At 72.3% G+C, this 25657-nt stretch carries 18 protein-coding genes; 5 read left to right on the top strand and 13 right to left on the bottom strand.

The window, feature by feature from the left end; genetic code table 11:
* Positions 1-139 precede the first annotated feature (139 nt).
* From HNQ07_RS09450 to HNQ07_RS09425, 6 genes are all read right to left on the bottom strand, one after another.
* Positions 140-1024 carry an ROK family protein gene (locus HNQ07_RS09450; protein ID WP_184111082.1) on the bottom strand — a complete coding sequence of 295 codons (885 nt, stop codon included), beginning with the start codon at positions 1022-1024 and terminating at the stop codon, positions 140-142.
* On the bottom strand, positions 1021-4293 hold the full coding sequence (locus tag HNQ07_RS09445; RefSeq protein ID WP_184111080.1) for an alpha-mannosidase: 3273 nt from the start codon (positions 4291-4293) through the stop codon (positions 1021-1023). Before HNQ07_RS09445 ends, HNQ07_RS09450 begins: the two co-directional genes overlap by 4 nt.
* Positions 4290-5600: a glycoside hydrolase family 125 protein gene (locus HNQ07_RS09440; RefSeq protein ID WP_184111078.1), complete on the bottom strand. Its 1311-nt coding sequence runs from the start codon at positions 5598-5600 to the stop codon at positions 4290-4292. The genes HNQ07_RS09445 and HNQ07_RS09440 overlap by 4 nt, the downstream gene beginning before the upstream one ends.
* Positions 5601-5869: 269 nt before the next feature.
* Complete coding sequence (locus tag HNQ07_RS09435) at positions 5870-6832, bottom strand: ABC transporter substrate-binding protein (RefSeq protein WP_184111076.1); 963 nt, start codon at positions 6830-6832, stop codon at positions 5870-5872.
* Between the two features lie 87 nt (positions 6833-6919).
* The gene (locus HNQ07_RS09430; protein WP_184111074.1) at positions 6920-7939 is read right to left on the bottom strand and encodes an ABC transporter permease; all 1020 of its coding nucleotides are present in this window, start codon (positions 7937-7939) and stop codon (positions 6920-6922) included.
* A complete protein-coding gene (locus HNQ07_RS09425) occupies positions 7936-8718 on the bottom strand; it encodes an ATP-binding cassette domain-containing protein (protein WP_184111072.1) in 783 nt (260 codons plus the stop codon). Before HNQ07_RS09425 ends, HNQ07_RS09430 begins: the two co-directional genes overlap by 4 nt.
* A gap of 440 nt (positions 8719-9158) precedes the next feature.
* On the opposite strand from HNQ07_RS09425, the gene HNQ07_RS09420 reads away from it, so the two are divergent.
* From HNQ07_RS09420 to HNQ07_RS09410, 3 genes are all read left to right on the top strand, one after another.
* Positions 9159-10175: a LacI family DNA-binding transcriptional regulator gene (locus HNQ07_RS09420; protein ID WP_184111070.1), complete on the top strand. Its 1017-nt coding sequence runs from the start codon at positions 9159-9161 to the stop codon at positions 10173-10175.
* A gap of 392 nt (positions 10176-10567) precedes the next feature.
* Positions 10568-12712, top strand: a complete 2145-nt coding sequence (locus HNQ07_RS09415; RefSeq protein ID WP_221274905.1) for an AbfB domain-containing protein — start codon at positions 10568-10570, stop codon at positions 12710-12712.
* Positions 12713-12809: 97 nt separating this feature from the next.
* Positions 12810-13763 (top strand): NAD-dependent epimerase/dehydratase family protein, encoded by a 954-nt coding sequence (locus HNQ07_RS09410; RefSeq protein WP_184111068.1) that lies wholly within the window; start codon positions 12810-12812, stop codon positions 13761-13763.
* Between the two features lie 278 nt (positions 13764-14041).
* Here the strand turns inward: HNQ07_RS09410 and HNQ07_RS09405 are convergent, their stop codons facing one another.
* From HNQ07_RS09405 to HNQ07_RS09385, 5 genes are all read right to left on the bottom strand, one after another.
* Positions 14042-14566, bottom strand: coding sequence for an HPP family protein (locus tag HNQ07_RS09405; RefSeq protein WP_184111066.1), 525 nt, complete (start codon positions 14564-14566; stop codon positions 14042-14044).
* Positions 14563-15402: a formate/nitrite transporter family protein gene (locus HNQ07_RS09400; protein WP_184111064.1), complete on the bottom strand. Its 840-nt coding sequence runs from the start codon at positions 15400-15402 to the stop codon at positions 14563-14565. Before HNQ07_RS09400 ends, HNQ07_RS09405 begins: the two co-directional genes overlap by 4 nt.
* Entirely contained in the window at positions 15399-15857 is a 459-nt protein-coding gene (locus tag HNQ07_RS09395; RefSeq protein WP_184111062.1) for a molybdopterin oxidoreductase, read from the bottom strand. Before HNQ07_RS09395 ends, HNQ07_RS09400 begins: the two co-directional genes overlap by 4 nt.
* A gap of 1 nt (position 15858) precedes the next feature.
* Positions 15859-18294, bottom strand: coding sequence for a molybdopterin oxidoreductase family protein (locus HNQ07_RS09390; protein WP_184111060.1), 2436 nt, complete (start codon positions 18292-18294; stop codon positions 15859-15861).
* 259 nt (positions 18295-18553) lie between these two features.
* Entirely contained in the window at positions 18554-19423 is an 870-nt protein-coding gene (locus tag HNQ07_RS09385; protein WP_184111058.1) for an AraC family transcriptional regulator, read from the bottom strand.
* A 220-nt stretch (positions 19424-19643) separates the two neighbouring features.
* Here HNQ07_RS09385 and HNQ07_RS09380 point away from each other — a divergent pair, with 220 nt between their 5' ends.
* A complete protein-coding gene (locus tag HNQ07_RS09380) occupies positions 19644-22739 on the top strand; it encodes a YhgE/Pip domain-containing protein (protein WP_184111056.1) in 3096 nt (1031 codons plus the stop codon).
* Between the two features lie 91 nt (positions 22740-22830).
* Here the strand turns inward: HNQ07_RS09380 and HNQ07_RS09375 are convergent, their stop codons facing one another.
* Positions 22831-24069 carry an MFS transporter gene (locus HNQ07_RS09375; RefSeq protein WP_184111054.1) on the bottom strand — a complete coding sequence of 413 codons (1239 nt, stop codon included), beginning with the start codon at positions 24067-24069 and terminating at the stop codon, positions 22831-22833.
* 42 nt (positions 24070-24111) lie between these two features.
* On the opposite strand from HNQ07_RS09375, the gene HNQ07_RS09370 reads away from it, so the two are divergent.
* Positions 24112-24807, top strand: coding sequence for a helix-turn-helix domain-containing protein (locus HNQ07_RS09370; RefSeq protein WP_184111052.1), 696 nt, complete (start codon positions 24112-24114; stop codon positions 24805-24807).
* A 61-nt stretch (positions 24808-24868) separates the two neighbouring features.
* Here HNQ07_RS09370 and HNQ07_RS09365 read toward each other — a convergent pair whose 3' ends face one another.
* Positions 24869-25621 (bottom strand): TspO/MBR family protein, encoded by a 753-nt coding sequence (locus tag HNQ07_RS09365; RefSeq protein ID WP_184111050.1) that lies wholly within the window; start codon positions 25619-25621, stop codon positions 24869-24871.
* Positions 25622-25657 lie beyond the last annotated feature (36 nt).

The following is a 25657-nucleotide window of genomic DNA, read 5'->3' as shown; positions in this document are numbered from 1 at the left end:
GCCCAGCCTGCGGCGGCCCGGGGCTCGGAAGCGGGTCGCTCCAGTGTGCACCCCGGGAACCGGCGGAACCAGGGGCCGTCCCTTCACGCCGACGGGCCGCCGACGTCCGGGCGCCGTCTTCCCCTGTTCAGTGGCCGCTTCACGAAGAGGGCGTCTCGACTCCCAGCGTCAGCGCGGCGGCTCCCAGCAGGGCGGCGTGTTCAAAGCGCTCGCTTGGGCGCAGCAGGCCGGCGGGCAGGTGGGCGCCGGCAGCGGGGGCAAACACGTCGAAGGCGCGGCTGAGATTTCCACCGAGGACCACGGCCTCCGGACGGAAGTGCTGCACCCACGGCCGGAGCACGCCACCCAGCGCGTCCCCAAAGGCGGCGAAGGCGGCGCGGGCGGCTGGGGACCCGGCGCGGGCCGCCGCCGCGAGCGCCACCGGGGCCTGCTCCTCCCCGGTGTGGAGCCGCGCCAGGTGGGCCAGGGCGCGGCCGCTCACGATGTCCTCCGCGATCCCGCCGGCCACCGGCGTGTTCCACAGTTCGCCGTCCGGGGGGACGTCCGGGCCGGTCGTCACGATCCGGCCGTCCGCGACGAAGCCCGAGCCCAGGCCAGTGCCGAGGGTCACGCCGATCATCCGCGCGCAGCCGCGGGCCGCGCCGGCCCACCACTCGCCCAGGGCGAACACGTCGGCGTCGTTGCCGAAGACGACCGGGCCGGGCGGGTGACCCAGCCGCGCCCGCAGCGCGTCCCGCAGGGGCACGCCGTGCAGGGCGGGGAACTTGTGGAGCATCAGGGACCGCCCGCCCACCAGATCAAAGGGACTGGGCACCGCCACGCCCAGGGCCAGCGGGCCGGCGGCGCCGGCGGGCGTGACCTCGCGCAGGGCGTCCGCCCACGCGTCCAGCAGCTCCTCCGCGCCGCTGGTGTGGGGCAGGTCGCGCCGCGCGGTGGTGACCACGTCGCGGGACACGGGATCGACCAGCCCGGCCGTGACGTGGCTACCGCCCACGTCGAGCGCCAGGACGTGGGGGGGCGTCATGCCGGAGGACCCGATGTGCCCGCCGGAGTGGACTGGCGCAGGCGCAGGGTGAGGATCTCGAAGGGCCGGACGTCCAGGTCGAGCGGCGCGGGGCCGGTGAGGACCGGGCCGGCAGGGTCCTCCAGCAGCGTCACGCGCTGCGCCGACGCGAACCCGTTCAGGTCGAGGGTGGCCACGCCGCGCTGCCCGTGCGGTTCATACACGCGCAGGATCACGCCGTCGCCGTCCTGGCTGCGTTTGAGGCTGCTGAGCATCAGGGGCAGGCCGCCCAGGACCGGCGGGGCCGCCAGGGCCACGGTGCCGGGGTGGGCCAGCAGGGGGCTGTTCACGTCGAAGGCCTCGCGGGTGGTGTGCGCCGCGCGCCAGTCGCCGGCGTGCGGGTACAGCGCGTACGTGACCTCGTGCCGGCCCAGGTCCGCCTGCGGATCGGGCCACATCGGGCCGCGCACCACGCTCAGGGCGAGCGCACAGCCCAGGACGCTGTGGCCGTAGCGGCCGTCGTTCAGCAGCGACAGGCCCGCGCCGGGTTCCGAGACGTCGATCCAGCGGTGGGCGCTCACCTCGAAGCGGGCGGCGTCCGCCGGGGTGTTGCGGTGGGTGGGCCGGGCGTGCGCGCCCATGGCGGTCTCCGCCCACGCCTCGTGCGTGCGGACGTTCACGTCGCTGTGTGCCCGCAGCAGGGTGTGACGCTCGTGCCAGTCCACGTGCAGGTGCACGTCCAGCCGCCGCTGGCCGGCGCGCAGCACGAAGGTCTGCGTGATCCGGCTGTCGCGCCACACGCGCGTCACCCGCACCGACGCCTCAAGCGGCCCCGCCTCGACCACCTCGACGGTGCACAGGCCGTCCAGCGCCTCGGTGCGCGGAGCGTCGTCGGGGGCGGGCACGCCGCGCGCCACGTCCCACGCGTCCCACGCGTACGGCAGGTCCACGGTGGCGGTGAGGTGGTGCCCGGCCGGCCCGAGGACGTCGCGCCCGGCCACACGGTCGTACAGCCGGGTGACGTGGCCCTGCCCATTGATCTCGGCACGCAGGGCGGCGTTCACGAGGACGGCCCCCTCGCCGGCCGGCACGGCCGTGACGGTGCCGGCGGGTGCCGGGACGACTCCGGCGTCTGTGACCGCCACACGCAGCGAGCCCAGGGCCGGCACCAGCACATCCGGCGCGTGCACCAGCGTGCCGCCGGACACCGACTGCGCCGGCAGCAGCGCGCCCTGACCCTCCAGCGTGACGGCCGCGTGTACCCCCGGCAACACCACGCTCAGCGGGCGCGGCCAGGACGCGGGATTCACGACCGTCCACACGCCGTCCTGTGGAGACCAGTGTGCGGCTGCCAACGCGGCCGCCGCGGCGCACACGCCCTGGAGTTCCGGCACGGTGTCGCGGTAGACCTCACGGATGCTGGACCCCGGCAGGATGTCGTGGAACTGGTTGAGCAGCGTGGTCTGCCACAGCGCCGCGAAGGGCTCAGGCTCCGCCGGGACCGCGCCCGCCGCCCACGCCAGAGCAGCGACCGCCTCGGCCTCCAGCAGACGGTGCTCGGCCTGCCGGTTGAGGCGCTTGACGCGCGCCTGCGAGGTCAGGGTGCCGCGGTGCAGTTCCAGGTACAGTTCGCCCACCCACACCGGCAGGCCCTCCTGCGGCAACGCCCGGAAGAAGTCGTCTACGCGCGTCATGTGCAGTTCCGGCAGCGCCGGGAAGTCCCGCAGCAGGTCATAGGCGTCCAGCATCGGGGCGCTGGGGCCACCGCCGCCGTCGCCGTAGCCGAAGGTGTACAGGCCCTGGGCGGGCCGCTCGCCCCACGCGCGGGCCGTGCGGCCGCTGTAGCGTTCCCAGCTGCCGCGCAGGTCGGTGGGCAGGATGTCGCCGTTGTACCCGCCCAGGCCGGGGCGGCTGCCGCCGGGGTTGTTCACGCTGTGCGCGAGCACGCGGCTGCCGTCCAGGCCCTCCCAGGTGTACAGGTCGTGCGGGAAGACCGTTTCCTCGTTCCAGTTCAGCTTGGTGGTGAAAAAGCCCGTGATGCCCGCGGCGCGCAGGAGCTGCGGCAGGGCCGGCGTGAAGCCGAAGGTGTCGGGCAGCCACGCGACCTCGCAGGTGCGTCCGAACGTCTGGCGGAAGTACGACTGGCCGTACAGCAGTTGCCGCGCCAGCGACTCGCCGCCGGTCATCTGCCCGTCGGGCTCGACCCACATGCCGCCTACCGGCTCGAAGCGGCCCTCGTGCACCCGCGCCGTGAGCTGCGCGAACAGCTCCGGGTCGTCGTGCTCCATCCACGCGTACAGCTGCGCGGACGACTGGTTGAAGATGAACGACGGGTCGCGCTTCATCAGCTCCAGCACGGTGTGCAGCGTGCGGCGGCCCTTGCGGCGCGTCTCGTGCACCGGCCACAGCCACCCCAGGTCCAGGTGCGCGTGTCCGCTCAGGCCCAGCCGGCCGCGCGGCGGGAACAGCCCGCGCAGGGCCGCCAGGCCGCGGCGCAGCGCCGCGCGGGCCGCCACGGCACGGTCCAGCGCGGCGGAATCGGCCGGGGTCACGGCCGGCAGCTCGGCCGGCAGCGACCACAGGCCCTGCGTGAACGCCTCGCCGCCGCCCAGGTCGCGCAGCCGCGCCAGGTGCGCGTCGGCGCCTGAGGGCCAGTCGAGCGTGCCCAGCACGTCGTCCGTGAGGTTCAGCAGGCGCAGGGCGACCTCGGTATCCGGGTGACGGCCGTGCGGGTCGTCGCCGCGTTCCAGCGCGCCGCGGCCCAGGGTGCGGATCGCGGCGGCGGTCACGCTCAGGTCGGTGTGGAGGGCGTGGACCTCCGGCTGCGGCACGCACAGCCGGGCGCGTTCCAGGTGCGGGCGGGGTGTGGGCGACCCGAACAGGCCGCGTGGCACCGCCTCGACCGTCACCGTCAGGGTCTGCCCGGCCCGGGCGGCGGCCGTGAGGGGCGCTCGCCGGTGGTACGGGTTCAGGCCGCCGCAGTACACGACCTCGCCGTCCAGCGCAGCAGTGAGCAGCCCCTCGCCGCCGACGTCGAGCAGCACGTCCAGCGGCTGACCGTCCAGCGCCGGCGGCACGGTGGTGCTCACGGTAAACAGCACGGGCTGCTCGGCCAGCGTGTCCGGATCGACCGGCCACGGCTCGCCCTCGCGGATGGGCAGAGGTTCCTGGCCGGGCGCGGTGAACGACCAGCCGTCCAGCGGGAGCGAGCGGGCGTCCTGCCACGCGCCCAGACGGGCCACGTGGGCCTCGAGTTCGCGCAGGCGCCGCTCCAGGCGTGTCAGGGTCACGCCGGCTCCTCCAGGATGTCCACGCACCGCAGGACCGTCTCGGCCAGCAGGCTGTTCGCCCACGCGAACCACGGGCGGGTAAAGGTGCGGGGGTCGTCCGGATTGAAGCTCTCGTGCATCAGGCCGGTGCCGGCGGTCGTGGCGGCCAGGGTGTCCAGCAGGCCGCGGACCTCCTGCCGGCCCCCGGCCGTCCCGGGCGCGGCGGTCAGGGCCTGCACGCACAGCGCGATCGGCCAGATGCGCCGCCCCGGCGTGTGCGGACTGCCGATGCCGGCCGCGTGCGTGCCCGCGTGGTAGTGCGGGTTCGCGGCGCTCAGCAGCATGCGGCGGGTGTTGAGGTACGTGGGGTCGTCTGCCGGGGCGTAGCCCAGGTACGGCAGCGCGAGCAGGCTCGGCACGTTCGCGTCGTCCATCAGGACGTGCCGGCCCAGGCCGTCAGTCTCGTAGGCGTACACCCGGCCGTATTCGGGGTGCACCACCACGCCGTGCGCCTCGATGCCGGCGCGCACCGCCGCGCCCAGCGCGTCCGCGCGCGCTGCGAGGGCCTCGTCCGCGTAGACCTCACGGGCGAGTTGCGCGGCGTACCCCAGGACCACGGCGGCGAACATGTTCGCGGGCACCAGGTACGGATACGTGCAGGCGTCGTCACTGGGCCGGAAACCCGACCAGATCATGCCGGTCGGCGCGTGCGGCGCGCCACGGCCGCCACGCACCAGGGTGTCCGTCGGCAGCACGCACGCCTCGGCGGGCCGCTCAAAGGTGTACGCCGAGCGCGCGTCGTGGTCCTGCTCGGTCTCCATCACGTCCAGAATGGTGCCCAGCGTGGGCCGCAGGTCGAGGGGCAGCTCCCCGGTCACGCGCCAGTAGCGCCACGCAAGCCACACCGGAAAGCACAGCGAGTCCAGCTCGAACTTGCGCTCCCACACCCACGGCCCCGGCGGCGGCACGTCGAAGGAGTACTCGGAACCGGGCTCGCGGTTGAAGGCGTTCGCGTACGAATCGACCGTGAGCAGGTGCGCGTGCTGCCGGATCACGCCCGCCACCACGCCGCGCACCTCGGGATCGTCCGCGCACAGCGGCAGGTACGGACTCACCTGCGCGGCCGAGTCGCGCAGCCACATCGCGGGGATGTCCCCGGTCTGCACGAAGGTGCGGCCGTCCGGCAGCGCCTCCACGGTGGTTTCCCAGGTGTTCGGGTAGCACGCGGCGAACAGGGCCGCCACGGCCGGCGTGTGGCCCAGGCGGCGCGTCACGTCGGCGACCACGGCGCGCATCGCGGGGGTGGGGGCCTGGCGGGGGGCCGGCATGGGCACGTCGTGGATCGGGGGCTGGACGGGAGCTGGATGCTGGTTCACGGATGACCCTTCGTGGTGCGTGGAGTGCGGATGACGGACGCGAACGCGCGTGCCCACTGCCCGTTTCCGGTCAGCGGGCACGGCGTCAGGGGGGAGGTCCGGGGCCGGTGAAGAACGTTCCGCGCAACGAATTCACCGAACCGGGAGAATGGAGCCGGGAGCACCGTGCGGCTGGGGGGAAGCGGGCGTGGTCCCGAGCAGCGTACCGCGACGCTCGGCGCTTACTTGCAGGTGGACTTGTAGACGTACTGCGAGTAGGCCGGCAGGCCGATGTTGCTGGCGGTCAGGCCCACGCCGCCGGTCGGGATGGACTTGGCGACCGGCTGGCCCATCAGGGCCTTGCGGGCCATCTGCACGGCCAGGGCACCCATCTGGGCGGGCTTTTGCGCCACGATGGCCTGGATCTGGTTGGCCTTGAGGGCGTCCACCAGCGCCGGGGCCGCGTCGAAGCTCACGACGCTGATCTTGTCGCGGCGCTCGGCGGGCAGCTGGCGGATCGCGCCGGCCGCGACCAGGGCCTCGTTGTTGGCGATCAGGAACATGCCGGTGATGTCGGGGTTGGCAGCGAACGCCGCGCTGAAGGCCGACGCGTCCTCGCTGATGCCCTTGTACACGATCTTGATGTTCTTGTGCTTGGCCTTCATCTCGTCGATGAAGCCCTGGATGCGGTCGGCGACGGTGGTGATGCCGGGCGTGATGGGGGGAATCAGGGCCGTGCCCTTCTCGCCCATCAGCTTGGCGAGGGTGCGGGCCGCCTCGGCGCCCAGCGCGCGGTTGTCCGAGGAGATGTTGGTGACCACGAAGCTGGAGTCGGCCAGGCGGGTATCGACGCCCAGAATCTTGATGCCCTTGTCGCTGGCGGCCTTGAGGGGCGCGTACAGGGCGCGGCCGTCGTTCACGGCGATGGCGATGGCCTGCACGCCGCTGGCCGTCACGGCGTTCACGACCGGGGTCTGGAGGGTGGCGTCCCAGCGCGGCGCGCCCTGCACCGTGAGTTCCACGTCGCCCAGCTTGCGGGCGGCCTCGACGGCGCCGCACTGCATGGAGGTGTAGAAGTTGTCGGTGGTGGTGCCCAGGATCAGGGCGATCTTGTACTTGCCGCCGATGGGCGCGGTCTGCGCCGAGGCGGGAAGGGCGCTCGCGAGGAGCAGGGCGGACAGACCAGCAGTGAACACGTGACGCATACGGACTCCTTGTGTGGCCTGATCAGGCCGGGACGGGGGGAAGCGGGTGAAGGGTGAAGGGGCCGGGCGGCGAGTCGGGGGGGGCGGTCAGCCGCCCTCGGTGCGCCCGCGGCGCTTGACGAGGTCGATGTACACGACGCCGATCAGCACGACGCCGACGATGATGTACTGCCAGTACGGAACGACGTGCATCATCACCAGGCCGTTGGAGAGCACGCCGGGGATGAACACCCCGATGGCCGTGCCGACCACGGTGCCGGTGCCGCCGAAGAGGCTGGTGCCGCCCAGCACGACGCCGAGCAGCGCGGTGAGGTTGTCGTTCTGGTGCGCGGCGAGGGTGGTGGAGCCGAAGCGCGCCAGGCTCATGAAGCCCGCCAGCCCGGCCCCCGCGCCGGAGATGAGGTACAGCGTGATGGCGACGCGGTCAACGTTGATGCCCGCGCGGCGCGCCGCCTCGGCGTTCGAGCCGATGGCGCTGGTGTACTGCCCGAAGCGCGTCTGCGACAGCACGAAGGCACCCACCAGCACCGCCGCCACGGCGACCAGGATCGGCACCGGCAGGCCCAGCACGCGGCCCTGACCGAGCGTGTCCAGCATGACCTGCGGCACCGAGTACAGATCGACGCCGCCGGTGATGACGTACGCGGCGCCCTGCGCGACGCTGAGGGTGCCCAGCGTGACGATGATGCTCGGCACGCGCGCCTTGACGATCAGCAGGCCGTTGATCAGGCCGGCGAGCAGCCCGGTGCCCAGGCACACGATCAGGCCGCCGGCGACCGCCAGCCAGCCGCCGGTAGTGCCGCCCAGCAGGCCCATGGCCTTGGTGCCGAGCACGCAGGACACCACCAGCACGGCGCCGACCGACAGGTCGAAGCGGGCGCTGGTCATGATGAAGGTCAGGCCCACACCCAGCAGCACGATGCCGGAGTAGTCCACCAGCAGCGTCTGGAGGTTATAGGGCGTGGCGAACTTGCCCGGGAACAGCACGGTGAAGATCGCCATGACGGCGAGCAGCGTGCCGGCCGTCAGCATCGCCTGCGACGACAGCAGGCGCCGGGCGGTCACGGCGGCGGGCGACGCCGACTTGGTGGCTGCCGACAGACTCACGCGGCCCCCGGGATGCTCAGGCCGGTCATGGCAGCGACGACGTCCTCGATGGTGGTCTCGCTCTTGCGGAACTGCGCGACGCGCTGGCCCAGGCGCAGCACCTCGATGCGGTCGGCAACCTCGAACACGTGCTGCATGTTGTGGCTGACCAGCACCACGGCCACGCCCTGCGCCTTGACGCGCAGGATCAGGTCATTCACGTGCCGGGACTGCACCACGCCCAGAGCGGCGGTGGGCTCGTCCATCAGCACCATCTTGCTGGCCCACACCATCGCGCGGGCCACAGCCACGCCCTGGCGCTGTCCACCGGACATGCCCAGCACCTTGCCCTGGGGGTCCTGAATGTTCACGCCCAGCCGGGTAAAGGCCTCGATGGTGCGCTGGCGCATGACCTTGCGGTCGATGACGCCCAGGCGGCCGAGCAGGCCGGGACGCAGCACCTCGCGGCCCAGGAACAGGTTCGCGGCGGGGTCCATGTCCGGCACCAGCGCCAGGTCCTGAAACACCGTCTCGATGCCCAGCGAACGCGCGTCGAGCGGCGACGTCATCTGGACCGGCCGGCCCTCGAAGTACACCTGGCCCTCGTCGGGCTGGATGGTGCCGGTGATGGCTTTGACCAGCGTGCTCTTGCCGGCGCCGTTGTCACCGAGGAGCGCGACGACCTCGCCGGGGTAGACCGTGAAGTCCGCGCCGCGCAGGGCCTCGACGTGGCCGTAGCGTTTGGTGATGCCGCGGGTCTCGAGCAGGGGCGTGGGGGGCTGGACAGACGAATGGGTCATGGCGCTCCTTGCGGACAGGCCAGCAGGTGGCGTCCGGACGGCGATCGTGGCGTGGCGGCAGGTCCGCCCCTGAAGTTCCCGACGGGAACAGTTGTGACAACGTTGACATGATGATAGGAGGGCGACTCGGCCGTGTCAAGCGGCGTCAGAGCGCAGAGGCCAGTGGGTTCGTTTTGTCGTCTGAGCAGTCTTTCTCTGGCATACGGTCCCGGCCAGCCCGACTACGAGCACTCGCCTGCACCGCCGGGTGGTCTAGACCTGCCCGGAGCGTGCCGCAGCGACAAAAATGACCTGCGGGTCAGGGATTATAGCAAAATGTACATCCTAGCCGGCAAATTTCGCATCACCGCGTTGCTGTAACTCAGACAACGTTGTCGCAAATCGGACATGACACTGCGAATGTCCAGCCCCCACCGGCCGCACTGTCTACACTTCGGCGTATGACCGCCCGCCCCACCATGCACGATGTCGCCCGGCTCGCCGGCGTGAGCATCAAGACCGTGTCCAGGGTGGTGAACGACGAGCCACGCGTCGACCCGGGCACCCGCAGCCGCGTGCAGGCGGCCATCGACCACCTGGGGTTCCGGCGCAACGAACAGGCCCGCAGCCTGCGGCCCGGACAGTCCACCGCCCTGATCGGCCTCGTGACTGGCGACATGGGCAACCCCTTCTACTCGGCCATCGCGCGCGGCATCGAGGACGTCGCCCGGCAGCACGGACACCTGCTGCTCACGGCCAGCAGCGAGGAGCAGCCGGAACGCGAACGTCAGGTCATCGGCGCGTTCCTGCAACACAACGTCGCGGGCCTGATCGTGGTGCCCACGGTGCTCGCCCACCAGACGCTCACACCCGACGTGCTGGAGAGCCTGCCGGTCGTCGCGGTGGACCGTCCGCTGAGCCCCCCGTCGGCCGTGGACACCGTGCTGCTGAGCAATCGGGACGGCGCGCACCGGGCCGTGCAGCACCTCCTGCGCGACGGCCACACCCGTATCGCCATGATCGACGGCGACCCGGAGGTCTACACGGGGCGCGAACGCACCGCCGGGTATCTCGACGCGCTGCGCGAGGCGGGGCTGTCGCCGGACCGGGCGCTGATCCTCCAGGGGTACCACGGCGACCGGCAGGCGGAAGCGGCCATGCACGCGCTGCTCGACCTGCCCACGCGGCCTACCGCCGTCTTCGTGACCAACAACCGCATCGTGGTGGGGGCGCTCAAGGCCATGCATGACCGCCGCCACTGGCTGCCGCTGGCCAGCTTCGACGATTTCGAGTTCGCGGACCTGCTGACCACGCCCATCACGGTGGTGAGCTACGACCCCATCGAGATGGGAAAACAGGCCGGCGAGCAGCTGTTCCGGCGCATCGGCGGCAGCACCCTGCCCCCGGTGCACACCCAGATCCAGGTGGCGTTGCGCACGCCGGCAGACCTGCGGCCGGGCGCCGGCCCGTCGTCCTGAAGCGGGCTGGCCTCTCCCCTGCTGGCGAGGACGGCTGGCCCACCGCCCATCTGCCCGCCGCCACCGGGAGTTGCCCGCGTCCACGCGCGCTGCGGTACCCTGGCGGCATTCGCAGGACACCGGCCACGGCAGCACCACCCCGGACCGTTCCCCATCACTCCGGGGCGCGGGTGGCTGCGCTGCCGCGCCCCATTCCCGTTGGAGGTCACCACGTGCAAGGAATCATGCATCCACGTCGGCTCACCCGACCATTCCACCGCTCGCAGACCGTCCGGTGGTTAGCTCGTGCCCTTGCGGTCGCGCTGGCCGTGGTCGGCCTCGCGGGGGCGGAGGGGGGTCAGGTTTCGCTCCAGCCAAAGGAACCCCTCCTGCGGACGCCGTGGACCGCGCAGGTGTCCACCACCCGGCCGCTGCCGGAGTATCCCCGGCCGCAGCTCGTGCGCCCGGAATGGCTGAATCTGAACGGCCCATGGCAGTTCCAGGCGGCCGGTAGCGGTGACGCCGTGCCCGTGCGCCGCACGCTGCGCGAGACCGTGCTGGTGCCGTTCCCGGTCGAGTCCGCGCTGTCCGGCGTGGCCCGCCACGAGGCTGCAATGTGGTACCGGCGGACGTTCACGCTGCCGGCGGGCTGGACCGGGCGGCGCGTCCTGCTGCACTTCGGCGCGGTGGACACGGTCGCGGCCGTGTACGTCAACGGTCGCCCGGTCGGCACGCACCGCGGCGGCTACGACGCCTTCAGCTTCGACATCACGCCGCAGCTCGTGCGCGGCGTGAACGAGGTGATCGTGCACGTGCTGGACGACACCGGCGAGGGCGGGGCTCCCGTCGGCAAGCAGCGCCTGGAGCCGAGCGGAATCTTCTATGCCGCCAGTTCCGGTATCTGGCAGACCGTATGGTTGGAACCCGTCGCCGCGACACATGTGTCGCGGCTGACCCTCACGCCGGACGTGCCGGGCCGCGCCCTGCGCGCGACCGTACAGGGCACCGGGCAGGGCCGCGTGCACCTGACAGCGAAGGCCGGGGCGACGGTCGTGGGGACGGCCACCGGGGAGCTGGGCCAGGAGATCCGGCTGCCCGTGCCGGCCGCGCACCTGTGGTCGCCGGACGATCCGTTCCTGTACACTCTCACGGTCACTGTGGAGCAGGGCGGCAGGACCGTGGACCGCGTGCAGAGCTACTTCGGCATGCGCTCGATCGGCCTGGCGACGGTGAACGGCTGGACCCGGCCGGTGCTCAACGGCAAGTTCGTGTTCCAGCTCGGCACGCTCGACCAGGGCTACTGGCCCGACGGCCTGTACACCGCGCCCACCGACGACGCGCTGAAGTTTGACCTCGTGAAGCACAAGGAGCTGGGCTTCAACATGGTGCGCAAGCACATCAAGGTCGAGCCGCAGCGCTGGTACTACTGGGCCGACAAGCTCGGTCTGCTGGTGTGGCAGGACATGCCCAGCATGATGACCGAACTGCCGGTCACGCCGGGCGCGGCCAACGAGTTTGTCCGCGAATACCGGCGGATCATCGACCAGCACCGCTCCTCGCCGGCCATCGTGACGTGGGTGAATCAGAACGAGGGCTGGGGGCAGTTCGCGCAGGCGCCGCTGGCCGAGGCCGTCAGGCGCTGGGACCCCAGCCGACTGGTCAACAACATGAGCGGCATCAACTGCTGCGGCGCCCGCGACGGCGGCAACGGCGACCTGGCCGACTGGCACGTGTACGTCGGGCCGAGTTCCCCGTCGCCCAGCGCGCGGCGTGCGGCGGTGCTGGGCGAGTTCGGCGGGCTGGGCCTGCGCACGCCCGGCCACGAGTGGTCGCCGGCGACCAGCTTCTCGTACGAGATGCAGGACACCGCCGCCGACCTGAACCGCCGCTACCTGGGCCTGATCGGCAGCCTGCGGCCCATGATCGCCAACGCGGGCCTCAGCGCCGCCATCTACACCGAGATCACCGACGTGGAGGGCGAGGTCAACGGCCTGCTCACCTACGACCGGCAGGTCCTGAAGGTGGACGCCGCGCGCGTGCGGGCCGCGCACCGCGCGCTGATCGCCGCGTCCGGCGCGCCGTCCACCCGCGTGCCCATCCGGCCCGGCCCCGTGGCCCTCGGGGTGCCCGGCGGAGCCTCGTTCCTGCTGTACACCGCCGATCCCCTGCAATACGGGCCGCTGCCGGCCAGCGCCAGCGTGACAGACCTCCTGGGCGCGACGCTGGTATCGGTGCCGGGCCTGGCCGACCCCACGTGCACGTCCTTCCGGTCCGCCCGCGATCCGCAGAGCTACCTGCGCCACCGGGAGTCCCTGCTGCACGTGGAGGCCGACGACGTGACCTCGCTGGGCTTCCGGCAGGACGCCACCTTCTGCCCGCAGCGGAGCGCCGACGGCGCCGGCGTCACCCTGGTGTCCTACAACTTCCGCGCGGCCGCGATCCGCCGCTACCAGGGCACGCTCTGGCTCGCGGACCCGGGCGGCACCCAGCCGTGGGACGGCGGGAGCACGTACACCCGGGACGTGACGTGGACGATCGGCGCGCCTCCCAAGCCGTGACCGGCCGCCGCCCGCGGTGTGGGCCGGGCGCCCTCCGCTACAGTGCGGCGAGCACACGGGCTGCCTGGGAGACGCCGGCGCCCGGCGGGAGGTCGCAATGCGGGTTGTGGTGATTGGCGGGACAGGACACATAGGCACCCACCTGGTGCCGAGGCTGCTGGCGCTCGGCTGCGACGTGGTCTCGGTGAGCCGGCAGCAGCGCGAGCCGTACCAGCACGGCGCCGCGTGGCGGGCCGTGGAACAGGTCGCCATCGACCGCGCCGGGGCCGAAGCGGCGGGCGAGTTCGGCCGCGAGATCCTGGCGCTGCGGCCGGACGCCGTGATCGACCTGATCTGCTTCACGCCGGACAGCAACCGCCACCTGGTCGAAGCGCTCCGCGGCCATGTGCAGCACTTCCTGCACTGCGGCACCATCTGGGTCCACGGCCCGTCCGCCGAGGTGCCCACCCCAGAGAGCGCGCCCCGGCGCCCGTTCGGCACGTACGGCACCGACAAGGCCACCATCGAACGCGAGCTGCTCACGGAGGCCCGGCAGCGCGGATTTCCCGCCACGGTGCTGCACCCCGGCCACATCGTCGGGGTCGGCTGGGCACCCCTGAATCCGGCCGGTCACTTCAACCCGGAGGTCTTCACGACGCTCGCGCGGGGCGACTCCCTGAGCCTGCCGAACTTCGGGCTGGAGACGGTGCACCACGTCCACGCCGACGACGTGGCCCAGGGCTTCGAGCGGGCGCTGACCCACTGGCGGGCGGCGGTGGGCGAGGCCTTCCACGTCGTGTCCCCCGCCGCCCTGACGCTGCGCGGTTACGCCGAGGCGGTCGCCCGCTGGTTCGGGCACGACGCGGCCCTCACGTACGCGCCCTTCGAGGAGTGGCGCTCGTCGGTCGCGGCCGGAGACGCCGAGGCCACGTGGGAGCACATCGCGCGCAGTCCGTCAGCCAGCATCGAGAAGGCGCGCCGGGCGCTGGGGTACGCGCCGCGGTACTCGTCGCTGGAGGCGGTGCGCGAATCGCTCGACGCCCTGATCGCCGCCGGCGTGGTCACGCCCTGAGCTGCCGGACCACCGGGTATGCATCCCGGCCGTGCGAGCCTGCCACGGGGAGGCCGACTGAGACGGGAAAAACCTCGCCCGCCGGTTGGAGTTGCATTTCCGTGAATACCGAGCTATTGTAGAGAAATCAAAGCGGCCTCTCGGCCGCTTTTTTCGTGCCGCTTGCCGGAGATGGTCGCGGCGGCCGTCAAGAGCGAGACCGCGAGCCCCAGAGCACTCGGGGAGAACGGGGAGAGTCCGGCCTTCTCCACCTGATCAGGCCGCTCAGTGTGGGCCGCTCACCCGGCGCCCTGCTGCCGGAGCCGCCAGCGGCGCAGGAGTTCTCCCAGGGCGGTGACGATCAGGACGCCGGCCATCACCGTGACCGCGCTGCGGACGGTGGGGGGAAAGCCGCCCAGCGAAGCGAGCAGCGTCGTCGCGGCGGCGGGCGGGTGCGACGCGCGGAGCAGCAGGCCCACCAGTACCGTCAGGATGATCGCCAGGGCGGACGCCCAGACCCGCGGTGACGTCAGGGTGTGCGTGGCCAGCACACTCGGGGCGCTGGAGGCGCCGAACAGCCACACGGCCAGGAAACCCGCCAGCAGGCCCATCGCGTGACCGACAACGCTGTTGTACGCCCGCGCACTGGGCTGGTCCGGCGTCTCGGTCTGCAGGAACGCGGTCGGGCCCAGGCTGGGAAACAGCAGCGGCTGATGCGCGAGCAGGCCGATCCCGCCCACGACCAGCAGCAGGGCGCCGGCGGCCAGGGGCGCCCAGACCACGTCGGGAATGGCCGCCCGGTGCTCGTCGGGCTTGCCGGTCATGACGCTCCGCCTTGCCGGCCCGCCACAACCTGCGCGTGGTTGAGGGCCGCGACCAGGGCCACGCCGCCCAGAATGTTGCCGCTCAACGTGGGCAGCATGTAGTCCAGCACGCACTTCCCGAAGGTCAGGGCGCCGGTGGACACGAGGTACAGCACCTCCACCGAGCCCGCGATGATGTGACTGAACTCGCCGAGGCCCACCAGGAAGGTGATGATGACGATGATGCTCACCCGGGCCATCTCGGCGGCCGGCAGCAGCCAGACCATCAGGGCGATGAGCCACCCGGCGAACACGGCCCGGATCAGGATGGTTCCGGGCGGATGGTCGGCCGCCGCCCGGCCGAGGTCCGCGAAGGCGGCGCGGGCGGCAGGATCGAACACTTCCGTGTTGCCGGCCACCCACGCGAACACTAACGCTCCGATCAGGTTGGTGAACAGCACGGTGAGCCACAGACGCAGCACCTGCCACGCCCGGTGGCCCGTGAACTCGTGCAGCAGGGGCAGCACGGGCGTGAGGGTGTTCTCGGTGAAGAGCTGCTGGCGACCCAGCACCACGATCAGAAAGCCGACGCTGTACCCGAATTTGGAGACCAGCGGCCGCCACGACACGTCCGGCAGATGGCGCTGGAGCAGGCCCTCGGCCACCAGCGAGAACCCCATCGAGAGGCCCGCCGCGAGCCCCGACCAGCCGAGCGCGGCGGTGGAGCGGCCGAGTTCCTCCTCGCCCTCCTTGCGGATCGCCTCGTGGACCACGGTGGGCGAGATGGCCTGGCGTTCCCTGGCCTCGGCCGCCGCCTCGTCACGCTGGTTTCCGGCCGGAGGCTGGTCCGGCGTCACGACGCGACCACCAGGGCCTGGGGCGCGGCCTGCTTGATGCGGGTCAGCAGAAATGCCGTCTGCCGCTTGGTGTCCCGGCCGCACTCCTGGCACACACGTTCCAGCTCGTCGTCGCGCAGGGCCTGGGCGGCCTGTTCCAGCACCGTCCAGCACAGCTGCACCTCGTTGGTGAGCAGCCACAGGTCGTGCAGGTCGCGCAGCAGTGCCAGGCTCCCGCGGCGCGGTCCGTGGAACAGCGCCTGCTCCATGTGGGCGGGCTCGGCGCTTCTCCGTTCGCCGTACTTCTGCACGAGCGGAGCAAGGTGCGTCAGGTGCTGCCGGGACCACGACGCCATAAGCTGGCAGGTCTCGGTGATGTCTGGTTCGTCGCGGTGGTGGTCGGCGACCTTCGTCAGGGCGTCCACCAGGTGCTGCTCGCTGCCGTGCGCCAGTCCCAGGTAATTGCCGACGTGCATGTCAGCCGTCCACCCTCTGGCCCGTCGTGGGCCGCGGCGTGTGTGGCTGCGGGGCAGGAGCGGCGGGGGCCGGGCTGCCCACCAGCCGCTGTACGGCGTCCACCGCGCGGCCCAGCAGGCCCGGGGGCGGGGTGGCGGTGTACCGGCTGATCCGGACAGCGGCGTACTTGAAGTGCGGCTGCTTGCTAACAGGGTCCCACTCGGACAGGGTGAGTTCGTTGGCGGCGCGCGGGCGGCTGGGGTCGTCCCACGAGCCGTAGTGCCACGGGATGAATACCAGACCCGGCACGATGTGTCCGATGCGGGCGCGTTCGATCACCACGCCGCGCCGGGATTCCACCAGCACCCACTCGCCGTCCTCGATCCCGGCCGCCGCCGCGTCCTCGGCCGACAGCTGCACGAAGGCGTCGGGCGCCGCGCGGTTCAGCTCCTCCGAGCGCCCGGTCTTCGTGCGCGTGTGGAAGTGGTACACCTGCCGGCCCGTCGTGAGCCACAGCGGGTAGGCCTCGTCGGGCACCTCGTGCGGCTCGCGGTAGTGCGTGGCCTTGATCACGGCCCTGCCCTGCGGATCGTTGGCGCGGTATTCCTCCGGGCTCACCGCCGCGCCCGTGTCGAGGTCCTGCCCGTAGGTCTCGGCGTAGTCCGCGCTCGTCGGGAACACGCCGTCCTCGTACAGGCGCTTGGTACCGTCCGGGTGCTGCTCGTTGACCGGCCACGGAATGCCGCTGCCGGCCAGCAGCTTGTCGTAGGTCAGAGCGGTGTAGTCGCAGGGCCGCCCGCGCGTGCACGCCTTCCACGCCTCGAAGGTGCTCTCGGGGTCGTGCCACTTGATCAGCGGCTGGCCGTCCCCGTCACGGAAGTCCATACGGCGCGCGTAGTCGAGGAAGATGTCGAGGTCGCTGCGCGCCTGCCCCGGCGGTTCCACGGCCTTGCAGGAGATGTGCACGGTGCGGCTGACGTTGGTGAAGGTGCCGGTCTTCTCGCCCCACAGGGCAGCGGGCAGCACGACGTCGGCGTGGCGGGCGGTCTCGGTCAGGAACGCGTCCTGCACGATCACGAACAGGTCGTCCTTGTCCAGGATGCGGCGGACCCGCCCGAGGTCCGGCATGGACACGGCCGGGTTGGTGGCCTGGATCCACAGCATCTTGATACTGCCCTGCTCGCAGTACCGCCAGATCTGCATGGCGTGCGTGGGCGGACTCCAGTGCGGAATCACGTTCACGGGCACGTTCCACAGCCGCGCGAGCTGCCGGATATGCTCGGGATTGCTCCAGTTGCGGAAGCCCGGCAGGTCGCCGTCGGCGCCGGTCTCGCGGGTGTTCTGCGCGGTGGGCTGCCCGTTCATCTGGAGGATGCCGCTGCCGGGCTTGCCGATCAGGCCGCGGATCAGGTGCAGGTTGTTCACCTGCACGGCCGCCGCAGTGGCCTGCATGGACTGGTACACGCCCTGCAACACGGTGGACACCAGCGTCTCGGTGCTCGCCAGGATCTCGCCCGCCGCGCGCAGATCGGCGGCCGGCACGCCCGACAGCTCCTCGACGTACTCGGGCGTGTAGGTCTCGACCGTGCTCTTCAGCTCGTCGAAGCCGACGGTGTGCGCCTGCACGAAGGCCGTGTCCACCCGGCCCGCGCGGATGATCAGGTGCAGCAGGCCGTTCAGGACGGCGACATTCGTTCCGACCCTCGGCGCGAGGTGCACCGTCGCCCGCTCAGCGGTGAAGGTCTGGCGCGGGTCGATCACGATCACCCTGGGCGGATTCGGCGCGGCGAGGCGGTCGAGGATCCGCATCCACAGCACCGTCTGCTGTGACGCGACGTTGTGCCCGACGTGCAGCAGGCAGTCCGTCACGTCGAGGTCCTCGTAGCTGCCGGGCTGGCCGTCGGACCCGAAGGATTCCTTGAGGGCGGCTGCGGCCGTGGCGGTGCACAGGCGGGTGTTGCCGTCCATGTGCGGCGTGCCCAGGCCCGCCTTGCCGATCACGCCGAGGGTGTAGTACTCCTCCAGAAACAGCTGTCCGGAGGTGTAGAAGCCGATGGACCCGGCGGTGTGCTCCTTCACCAGCGCCCGCGATCGCTGAACGATCAGGTCCATCGCCTCGTCCCAGGTGGCGGCCTGGAGCTGCCCATCACGCCGGATCAGGGGAGTCGTGAGGCGGTCCTCGCTGTTGTTGGCGACCCAGCCGTGCAGGCCCTTCGGCCCGAGCCGTCCCCGGTTGGTCACGTCCGTGGCGAGGCCGCGCACCCCCACGATCCGGCCGTCCTTCACGCCGATGTCCAGGCCGCAGCCGTTGGAGCACAGCACACAGGTGCCGCGCACCCAGCGCTCCGGCGTCTGGGTCACGCGCTCGTCCACCCGCGCGGGCCACGGCTGACCGGCCGCGTGCGGGGTGCGGTCGCCCCAGATGTCCTCGATGCTGTTTCGCGTCTCGCTTGGCATGGCTGGCGCCTCCTGCCCCATTCATCCGCGCTTGGCCGGCTGCAAGATGAGAATGACGAATCGCTCTACGTCGAGCTTGCGCGTGCTGGAGCCGCGATTTCAGCGTGGCGGACGGTGGATTTTGGAACGACCGTCCGGAGTGGGGGGTGGGTTCCGGCCCCACCGCGATCAACGCCGCTCCCGCGCCGAAGGGGGCGGCCGGGCCAATCTGATCGCCGGGCGGTGGTCAGGCACTCACCACGGACACCGGCCCTGCGGATCAGGTCGGCTCCGGCTCGAAGCCGGGAAGGTGGTCCAGGTCCAGCTGCTGGTCTCCGCCGACGCGCAGCAGGTCCAGGTCCACGCGGTTCTGGCGGCGGGCGGCCACAGCGGCGAACGCGCCGGGCGTCAGACTGGACAGCGCCCTGAACTCCCTGATCAGGTGCGCCTGGTCGAAGAACCCCAGGTCGAAGGTCAGCTCGGCCATGGGGACCGATGGGTCGGTGCGAATCCGGGTGTTGGCCTCGTCGAAGCGCACCACGCGCGCGAGCGTCTTGGGGCTCACTCCCACCTGCTGCGCGAACTGGCGTTCCAGCGTGCGCGGGCTGACGTTCAGTTCCTCGGCCAGGTCAGCCACCCGCGCCGCACCGAGGGAGTCGTAGATCCGGCGGGCTGCCACCACGCCTGCGCCCGGCTCGCCCTGCCGGGCCGTCACGGACCGCAGATGAGCCTCCAGCGCGCCGCGTGCCGCGGTCCACTCGCCCTGCCGCACGAGCGCGACCACCTCGCGTCCCCACGCACTGGCGCTGAGGGCTGCGTCCAGGGCCTCCGGCGCCGTGTCCGGGCTCCACGCCAGCAGTTGCCGCGCGCCCCACGGGTAGAGTTCGGCCACCAGCACGCGCAGCCTGCCCTGCCCCACCGTGCGTTCGGGGTGCCGGGTGAACGGGGTGAGCGCGACCGGCGGCAGGGGCCGCAGCGCGCCGGGGTGCGGGCCGAGCATCAGCGTCTCGGCGGAGAACATCAGGCGCATGGTGCGTTCGGGCAGGGTGTAGTTCTGCTCCGGCCACGCCAGGTGCACGTCCTCGAGTTCCCAGTACCCCTGCACCACGTCGCGCAGGTGCGGATCTGGAGCGTGATGCCGGAACCGCATGGAGCCAGTGTGACAGGCCGTCCGGACGCGACCGTGGCCGTGACGACGGGATGACCCCAGGTGGGTCAGCGCAGAACCGGCGTTCAGGAGACCAGCACGGCGACCAGTCACGCGCCTCAGAGCCGACACTCTGTCACTTGACAGTCTGTCAGGATTGGCGCAGACTGGCCCAGATGACAAAGTGTCACCACTCCGACTCCTCCCTGCCCGAGGCCTGACCATGCCACAAGACGCTCCCCGGCGCCGCACGCTCCGCACCGACTACGCCGCCCTCACGCCCAGCGAACGCTCGCTGTGGCGCTACCCGCTGATGTGGGCATCGGCCTTCGCCATCCTGTTCATTCCCGTGATTTACGTGGCGATCTATCTCGCCAGCGTGTGGGACCCCTACCAGAAGCTCACCGACCTGCCCGTCGCCCTCGTGAACGCGGATGCCGGCACCACCGCGCGGGGCAAGACGTACCACCTCGGCCACGACCTCGTGACCACCCTGCACAACGACCCGCCGGTCAAGCTCATTCCCTACCCCAGCGAGCAGGCCGCGCAGACCGCCGTCCGGCGCGGCGACATCTACTTTGCGCTCACCATTCCCCAGGACTTCAGCCGCAAGGCGGTCGCCGGGGACAGCGCCGAGCACGGGCAGCTGCGCCTGTACAGCGCGCCAGGCAGCAGTTACTTCGCCAGCCGGGTGGGCAGCAGCGTCGCCAAGGAGATCGCCACCACGCTGAACGAGACGCTGGGCAGCACCCGCTGGGAAGTGGTGCAGGCCAGCCTGGACAAGGTTCAGACCGGGTTCGCCGACATCCGCGACGCCACCCGCCGCCTCGGGGCCGGGGCCGGGCGGCTGGCAGACGGCGCGGGCGACCTCGCCAGCGGTGCCCAGACGCTCGCCAGCGGCGCGCAGACGGCGCGACAGGGCGCCGAGCAGCTGACCCAGGGCACCCGGACCCTCTCGACGGGCGTGACCCGCCTGACCACCGGCACCACGGCGCTCTCGACGGGCCTGCGGCACCTCGAGGCGGCCGCACCCGGGCAGACGCAGTTGCGCCCCCTTCAGACCGGCGCGGCGCAGGTGGCGACGGGCAGCACCCAGCTCGCCGGGGGGCTCGCGCAGCTCCAGGTGGGGGCACAACAGGTCGCCACCGGAGCGGACACGCTCGCTGGCGGCATGGCCCGCGAGGCCAGCGGCACCCACGCACTCGCCACATCGCTGCCCAAGCTGTCCAGCGGCCTCGGGCAGCTGAAGGCCGGCGCCCAGCAGCTCAGCGGCGGCGCCGCGGCCGTGGCCACAGGGGCCGGACAGGTGCACACCGGCGCGCAGGCGCTGGCGCAGCGGCTGCCGGCCATCCAGACCGGTCTGGGGCAACTCCAGGGCGGCGCGCAGCAGCTCAGCAGCGGCGCCGCCGACGTGGCTGGGGGGGCCGGGCAGGTGCAGGGCGGCGCCCAGCAGCTGGCGACCCGGTTGCCGGCCCTCCGCTCGGGTCTGGAGCAGCTCGCCACCGGGGCCGACACCGTGGCGGACGGGGCCAGCAGCCTGACCACCAGGCTCACGCAGGCGGACGCCGGCGCCCAGCAGCTCGCCGCGCAGCTGCCGGCCCTCCAGACCGGCGTGCAGCAGCTCGCGGGCGGCGCGAACGACGTGAACACGGGTGCCGCGGCGCTCGCGCAGGGCAGCCAGCGGCTCGCGGACGCCGTGAAGGGCCAGGCGCTGGTGCCCGGCACGCTCAGGCAGGGCACGGTGGACCTTGCCACGGGAGCGGCGCAGCTCCACACCGGCACCGCGCAGCTGGTGACCGGCGCCGGACAGGTGAGCAGCGCAGCCGGCGCCGCGGTTGAGGGCGCGCAGCAGCTCGCGGCCGGCACCCGTCAGCTCGTTCCTGGCGGCCCCCAGCTCGAAGCGGGCGCCCGGCGCGTGGCCGAGAACGCCCGCACGGCGGCCACCGGCAGTGCGGCGGCCGTCAGCGGGGCGGCCGAGCTTGCAAACGGAGCCGGACAGCTTCAGGAGGGCGCGACCACCCTGCAGACCGGCGCGGCGACCCTCGCGGACAAGCTGGGCGAGGCCGCCCAGGGCAGCGCGGCGGCCGTGAGCGGCGCGGCGCAGCTCGCGCGGGGCGCCGCTCAGGTCGACGCCGGGGCGCAGCAGGTGCACAGCGGCGCCGCGACCCTCTCGCAGCGGGCCGGGCAGGCGGCCACGGGGGCGCAGCAGGCCGCGGCCGGTGCCCAGCAGCTCGCCACCGGCGCCGCGCAGCTCCAGACCGGTGCCCGCCAGCTCCAGACGGGCAGCGCGGCGCTGGCCGGCAAGACCGCCGAGGCGGCGACCGGTGCCCGGCAGCTGGCACAGGGAGCGCAGGCCCTCCAGGGCGGCGTGACCACGCTGGTGCAGGGGAGTGTCAAGCTCAAGAACGCCCTGGGGAGCATCACCCGGCAGCTCCCGGCACAGGCGGACCTCGAACAGCTGAGCGGCGGGGCCGCCACGGTGGCGAGCAGTACCGCGCAGCTCAGCGGCGGCATCACGTCGCTGGCCTCGGGGGCCGCGCGCATCTCGGACGGCGCCACCACCCTCCAGGGCGGCGCGGCGCAGCTCCGGGACGGCCTGAAGCAGCTGTACGACAGGGTGCCTGCCACCATCGACCAGCTCGGCGGCGACCCGCAGGGCCTGTCGGCCAGCGTGGTGGTCGTCGAGCAGACCACCGCCGCCGTCCAGAACAACGGGTCGGCGTTCGCGCCGTACTTCATGGCGCTGGCGCTGTGGGTCGGCTGCACGCTGACCACCTTCATCTTCCCATACCTGCTGCTGCCGGAGAGCGGCCGGGGCACGTCGCAGCTCGCCCGCGTGCTGCGCAAGCTGGCGGTGCCCGCCGCCTACGTGATCGCGCAGGCCCTGGTGGTGATCGTGGGCGTGCACCTGCTGGGCGTCGGGTTCCTGCACCCCGGACTGGTGGTGCTCACCACCGTGCTGGGCAGCGTGACGTTCATGCTGCTGGTGCTGGCCCTCAACCTGCTGCTGGGCGGCGCCGGGCGCCTGCTGGCCCTGGTGCTGCTGGTGGTGCAACTCGCCGCGTCCGGCGGCAGCTACCCGGTGGAACTCGCGTCGCCGTTCTTCCAGGCGATCCATACCCTCGTGCCGGTGACGGACGTGATCGGCGCCCTGCGGTACGCGATGTTCGGTGCGTACGAGGGGCAGTACGGCGTGTTCATCCTGCGCATGCTGCTGGTGGGGGCGCTGGCGTTCGGGGCCGCGCTGCTGGGCCGCCGGTTCTGGCAGTACACCCCGGACGACCGCTTCCGCTCGCCGATCATCACGGACGTGGGCTGAGCGCCGCTCCACCGACCTGAGCGGCAGACCGTGCTCCTGCGAGGGTGGGGCGCGGTCTGTCTGCTGTGGGTCGCCCCCGATTCCGGTGCTGTCACGCCGCCTCGGGGTGTGGGGCCGGCCGGGCCGGCAGCAGCACCAGGGCGGCCACCCCGCCGAGCACGGTGATCGACCCGGCGAGCACGAGCAGCGGCACCGGCCCGGTGCCCGCCCCGGCGACCGCCGCGCTCCCCGTGGCCAGCACGCCGACCAGAGCGTTCGTGGTGCCCAGGGCGCCGTACACCCGGCCGCGGTACACGTCGGGGGTCGCGGCCTGCACCAGCGTGGAGATCGCGACGTTCGCCACGACCATCGGCACGCCCAGCAGCGCCATCAGACCCAGGGCCGTGGGCACGGTCGTGCGGGTATACAGCGCGAGCATCACGGCGCCCACCGCCAGCGTGCCGCCCACGATCAGTCGCCGCAGGGGCACGCGGTCGACCGCCCACCCGGCGACCACCCCGCCCAGCAGGGTGCTGAGGCCCATCAAGGTGCCGAGCAGCCCGACGGTGGCGGCGTCCGCGTGCAGCACGGCCTGCATCCACGGCATGTACGCCGGATCGACCAGGGTGCCGCCCAGGCTGGTCAGGCCCAGCACGACCACCAGCGCCACGATCACGCGCTCACGCCGCACGATGCTCAGGCCCTCCCGCCACTCGCGGCCGAGGTCCCACCACGTGCCGAGCAGCGTGGCCGGCGCGTCCGGAGCCGGGGCCAGCCGGGGCGCAGGCACCTCCGGCAGCCGGGCGAAGCACGCCGCGGCCACGAGGAAGGTGAGCGCGTCGAACACGACGACGCCGCGCACGCCGCCCCACGCGGCCAGCACGCCGCCCAGCGGCGGCCCCAGCAGGCGGGCGACGGTGCTGCCGACCGCGAGCGTGGCGTTCGCCCGGCCCAGCCGCTGCTCCCCGACGAGGCCCGGCAGGAGCGCCGCGCCGGCGGGCAGCGCGACGAGGCTGAGGGTCAGCTCGGCAAACGTCACGGCGTAGGCCACCCACAGCCACCCGGGCCGCTCGGCGAGCAGCAGGAGCAGCATCACGCCGCCCTGCAGGACCTGGCTCACGAGCAGCACCCGCCGGCGCGGCCAGCGGTCGGCCAGCACGCCCGCGAACGACCCGAACAGCAGCCCCGGCAGGTACGACGCCAGCGCCAGCAGGGCCGTGGCGGTCACGGATCCCGTCACACGGTACGCGAAGTACCCCAGCGCCAGGCTCAGGGCGCGGTCGCCCACCTGCGACACCACCTGCCCGGTCCACAGGGCCAGGAAAGAACGCTCGCTCAGCAGCCGGAACACGGGGTCTCCATGCCCCGCAGCGTGCCCGCTACCCTGGTGAACATGACACGCCGCGATTCACCTAGCCCGTGGCAGCGGCTGGAGACCCCGGAGGCCGCGCGGGTGCTGGCCGACGGCTACCTGCGGCAGTTCTTCGAGCCGTTCATCTGGCGCGAGCGCCGCGTGTCCGACGTGGCGCGCGAGGTGGGCGTGTCCACCAACGCGATGCTGTACCGCGTGCGGCAGTTCATGCGTCTGGGCGTGCTGGAAGTCACGCGCACCGAGGCGAGGGCAGGCCGCGCCGTGCGGTACTACCGCGCGACCTCCAGGGGCTACTTCGTGCCGTTCGCGGCGACGGACGCGCCGTCTGTCGCGGCCCTGTACGAGACGTCGCTCGACCACGCGCGGCGCTCGGTCCTCGCGGCGCTGACGCAGGCGTGGAGCGCGCTGGCAGACGATCCCCGCTGGTTCGGCCTGTACACCTACGGCGACGAGGACGGCCTGCACAGCCACGTGCTGCTGCCGTTCCCACCGGACCTCACGCAGCCGAAGTCCGGCCGCGGCCTGCTGGCGCCGCTGCTGGACGAGGGGCACCCCGCGATCTGGGACAACGCCACCACGCTGCGCCTCGCCCCCGCCGACGCCAAGGCCCTGCAACGCGAACTGCACAACCTTCACCAGCGCTACCGGGCGCGCGCTCAGCCGGCCGGGCAGCCTCACCTGCTGCGCGTGACGCTCGCTCCCCTCGACGACGGGTGACCGCCCGGGCGGATCGGGGGCGGTCCGTGGCCGGGCGGTCGTGGGGTAGGGCGAGCGGCCGTTACAGCAGGGGTCGGCGGGCGCGGGCCGCCACGAGGCCCATGACCACCAGCAGCGCCGCGGCGAGCGCCACGCCGGCCGTCACCAGCGCCACCTCCGGCCGGGCGAGGTACACGCCCAGGAAGGCCCACAGCAGCACCAGCGCAAACGCGTAATCCCGGAACCGCGCCAGGAACACGCTGCCCAGCGCCGCGGCCACCACGACCAACACGGCCGACCACGTCGCCGGCGCCAGGCCCAGCGCGCCGGCGGTCACGCCCGCACTCACCAGGGCCGCGGTGATGTTCGCCATGGTCGCCACGCTGATCCACGCCAGATACAGGCTGGTCGGCACCTGCAGCGTCCAGACCTCGGCGCCCTGCGGAGGCAGGGCACGCACCGTGCGGTACAGCCAGATCAGGCTGGCCAGCAGCCCCAGCATGATCACCACGCTCAGGCCATAGTGCAGGCTCTGGAACGCCAGGAGCCACGCCACGTTCAACACGTTGCCCAGCAGGAACGGCCAGAACACCCGGTCGAGGCGCGGACCGCGCTGGGCGGGCAGGGCCTGGTACACCGCGAAGGCCGCCAGCCCCAGGAAGATCGGTCCCCACACGGCAAACGTCAGGCCGGCGGGCGTGAAGGCGTTCGGCAGCGCGTCGCTGATCTCCTTGTTGGAATTCCCGAACAGCGGCAGGGCGGTGCTCAGGTAATTCATCACCAGGGTCAGGACGGTGGCGGCCAGCAGGATCACCTGTCGGGGAAGTCCACTCATGGGGCCACGGTAGGAGCGCTCCAGAGCGCCGGCTGT

The sequence above is a fragment of the Deinococcus metalli genome (genome assembly GCF_014201805.1).
GTDB classification, from domain to species: domain Bacteria; phylum Deinococcota; class Deinococci; order Deinococcales; family Deinococcaceae; genus Deinococcus; species Deinococcus metalli.
Note: the sequence above shows the minus strand (reverse complement) of the source record. Positions and strands in the feature narration are given on the sequence as shown.

Coding starts and splice junctions, on each gene's coding strand:
- HNQ07_RS09380 (WP_184111056.1), top strand. CDS start 19,644: ATGCCACAAGACGCTCCCCGGCGCCGCACGCTCCGCACCGACTACGCC.
- HNQ07_RS09440 (WP_184111078.1), bottom strand. CDS start 5,600: ATGCCGGCCCCCCGCCAGGCCCCCACCCCCGCGATGCGCGCCGTGGTC.
- HNQ07_RS09390 (WP_184111060.1), bottom strand. CDS start 18,294: ATGCCAAGCGAGACGCGAAACAGCATCGAGGACATCTGGGGCGACCGC.
- HNQ07_RS09385 (WP_184111058.1), bottom strand. CDS start 19,423: ATGCGGTTCCGGCATCACGCTCCAGATCCGCACCTGCGCGACGTGGTG.
- HNQ07_RS09450 (WP_184111082.1), bottom strand. CDS start 1,024: ATGACGCCCCCCCACGTCCTGGCGCTCGACGTGGGCGGTAGCCACGTC.
- HNQ07_RS09425 (WP_184111072.1), bottom strand. CDS start 8,718: ATGACCCATTCGTCTGTCCAGCCCCCCACGCCCCTGCTCGAGACCCGC.
- HNQ07_RS09405 (WP_184111066.1), bottom strand. CDS start 14,566: ATGACCGGCAAGCCCGACGAGCACCGGGCGGCCATTCCCGACGTGGTC.
- HNQ07_RS09420 (WP_184111070.1), top strand. CDS start 9,159: ATGACCGCCCGCCCCACCATGCACGATGTCGCCCGGCTCGCCGGCGTG.
- HNQ07_RS09410 (WP_184111068.1), top strand. CDS start 12,810: ATGCGGGTTGTGGTGATTGGCGGGACAGGACACATAGGCACCCACCTG.
- HNQ07_RS09370 (WP_184111052.1), top strand. CDS start 24,112: ATGACACGCCGCGATTCACCTAGCCCGTGGCAGCGGCTGGAGACCCCG.
- HNQ07_RS09435 (WP_184111076.1), bottom strand. CDS start 6,832: ATGCGTCACGTGTTCACTGCTGGTCTGTCCGCCCTGCTCCTCGCGAGC.
- HNQ07_RS09395 (WP_184111062.1), bottom strand. CDS start 15,857: ATGCACGTCGGCAATTACCTGGGACTGGCGCACGGCAGCGAGCAGCAC.
- HNQ07_RS09365 (WP_184111050.1), bottom strand. CDS start 25,621: ATGAGTGGACTTCCCCGACAGGTGATCCTGCTGGCCGCCACCGTCCTG.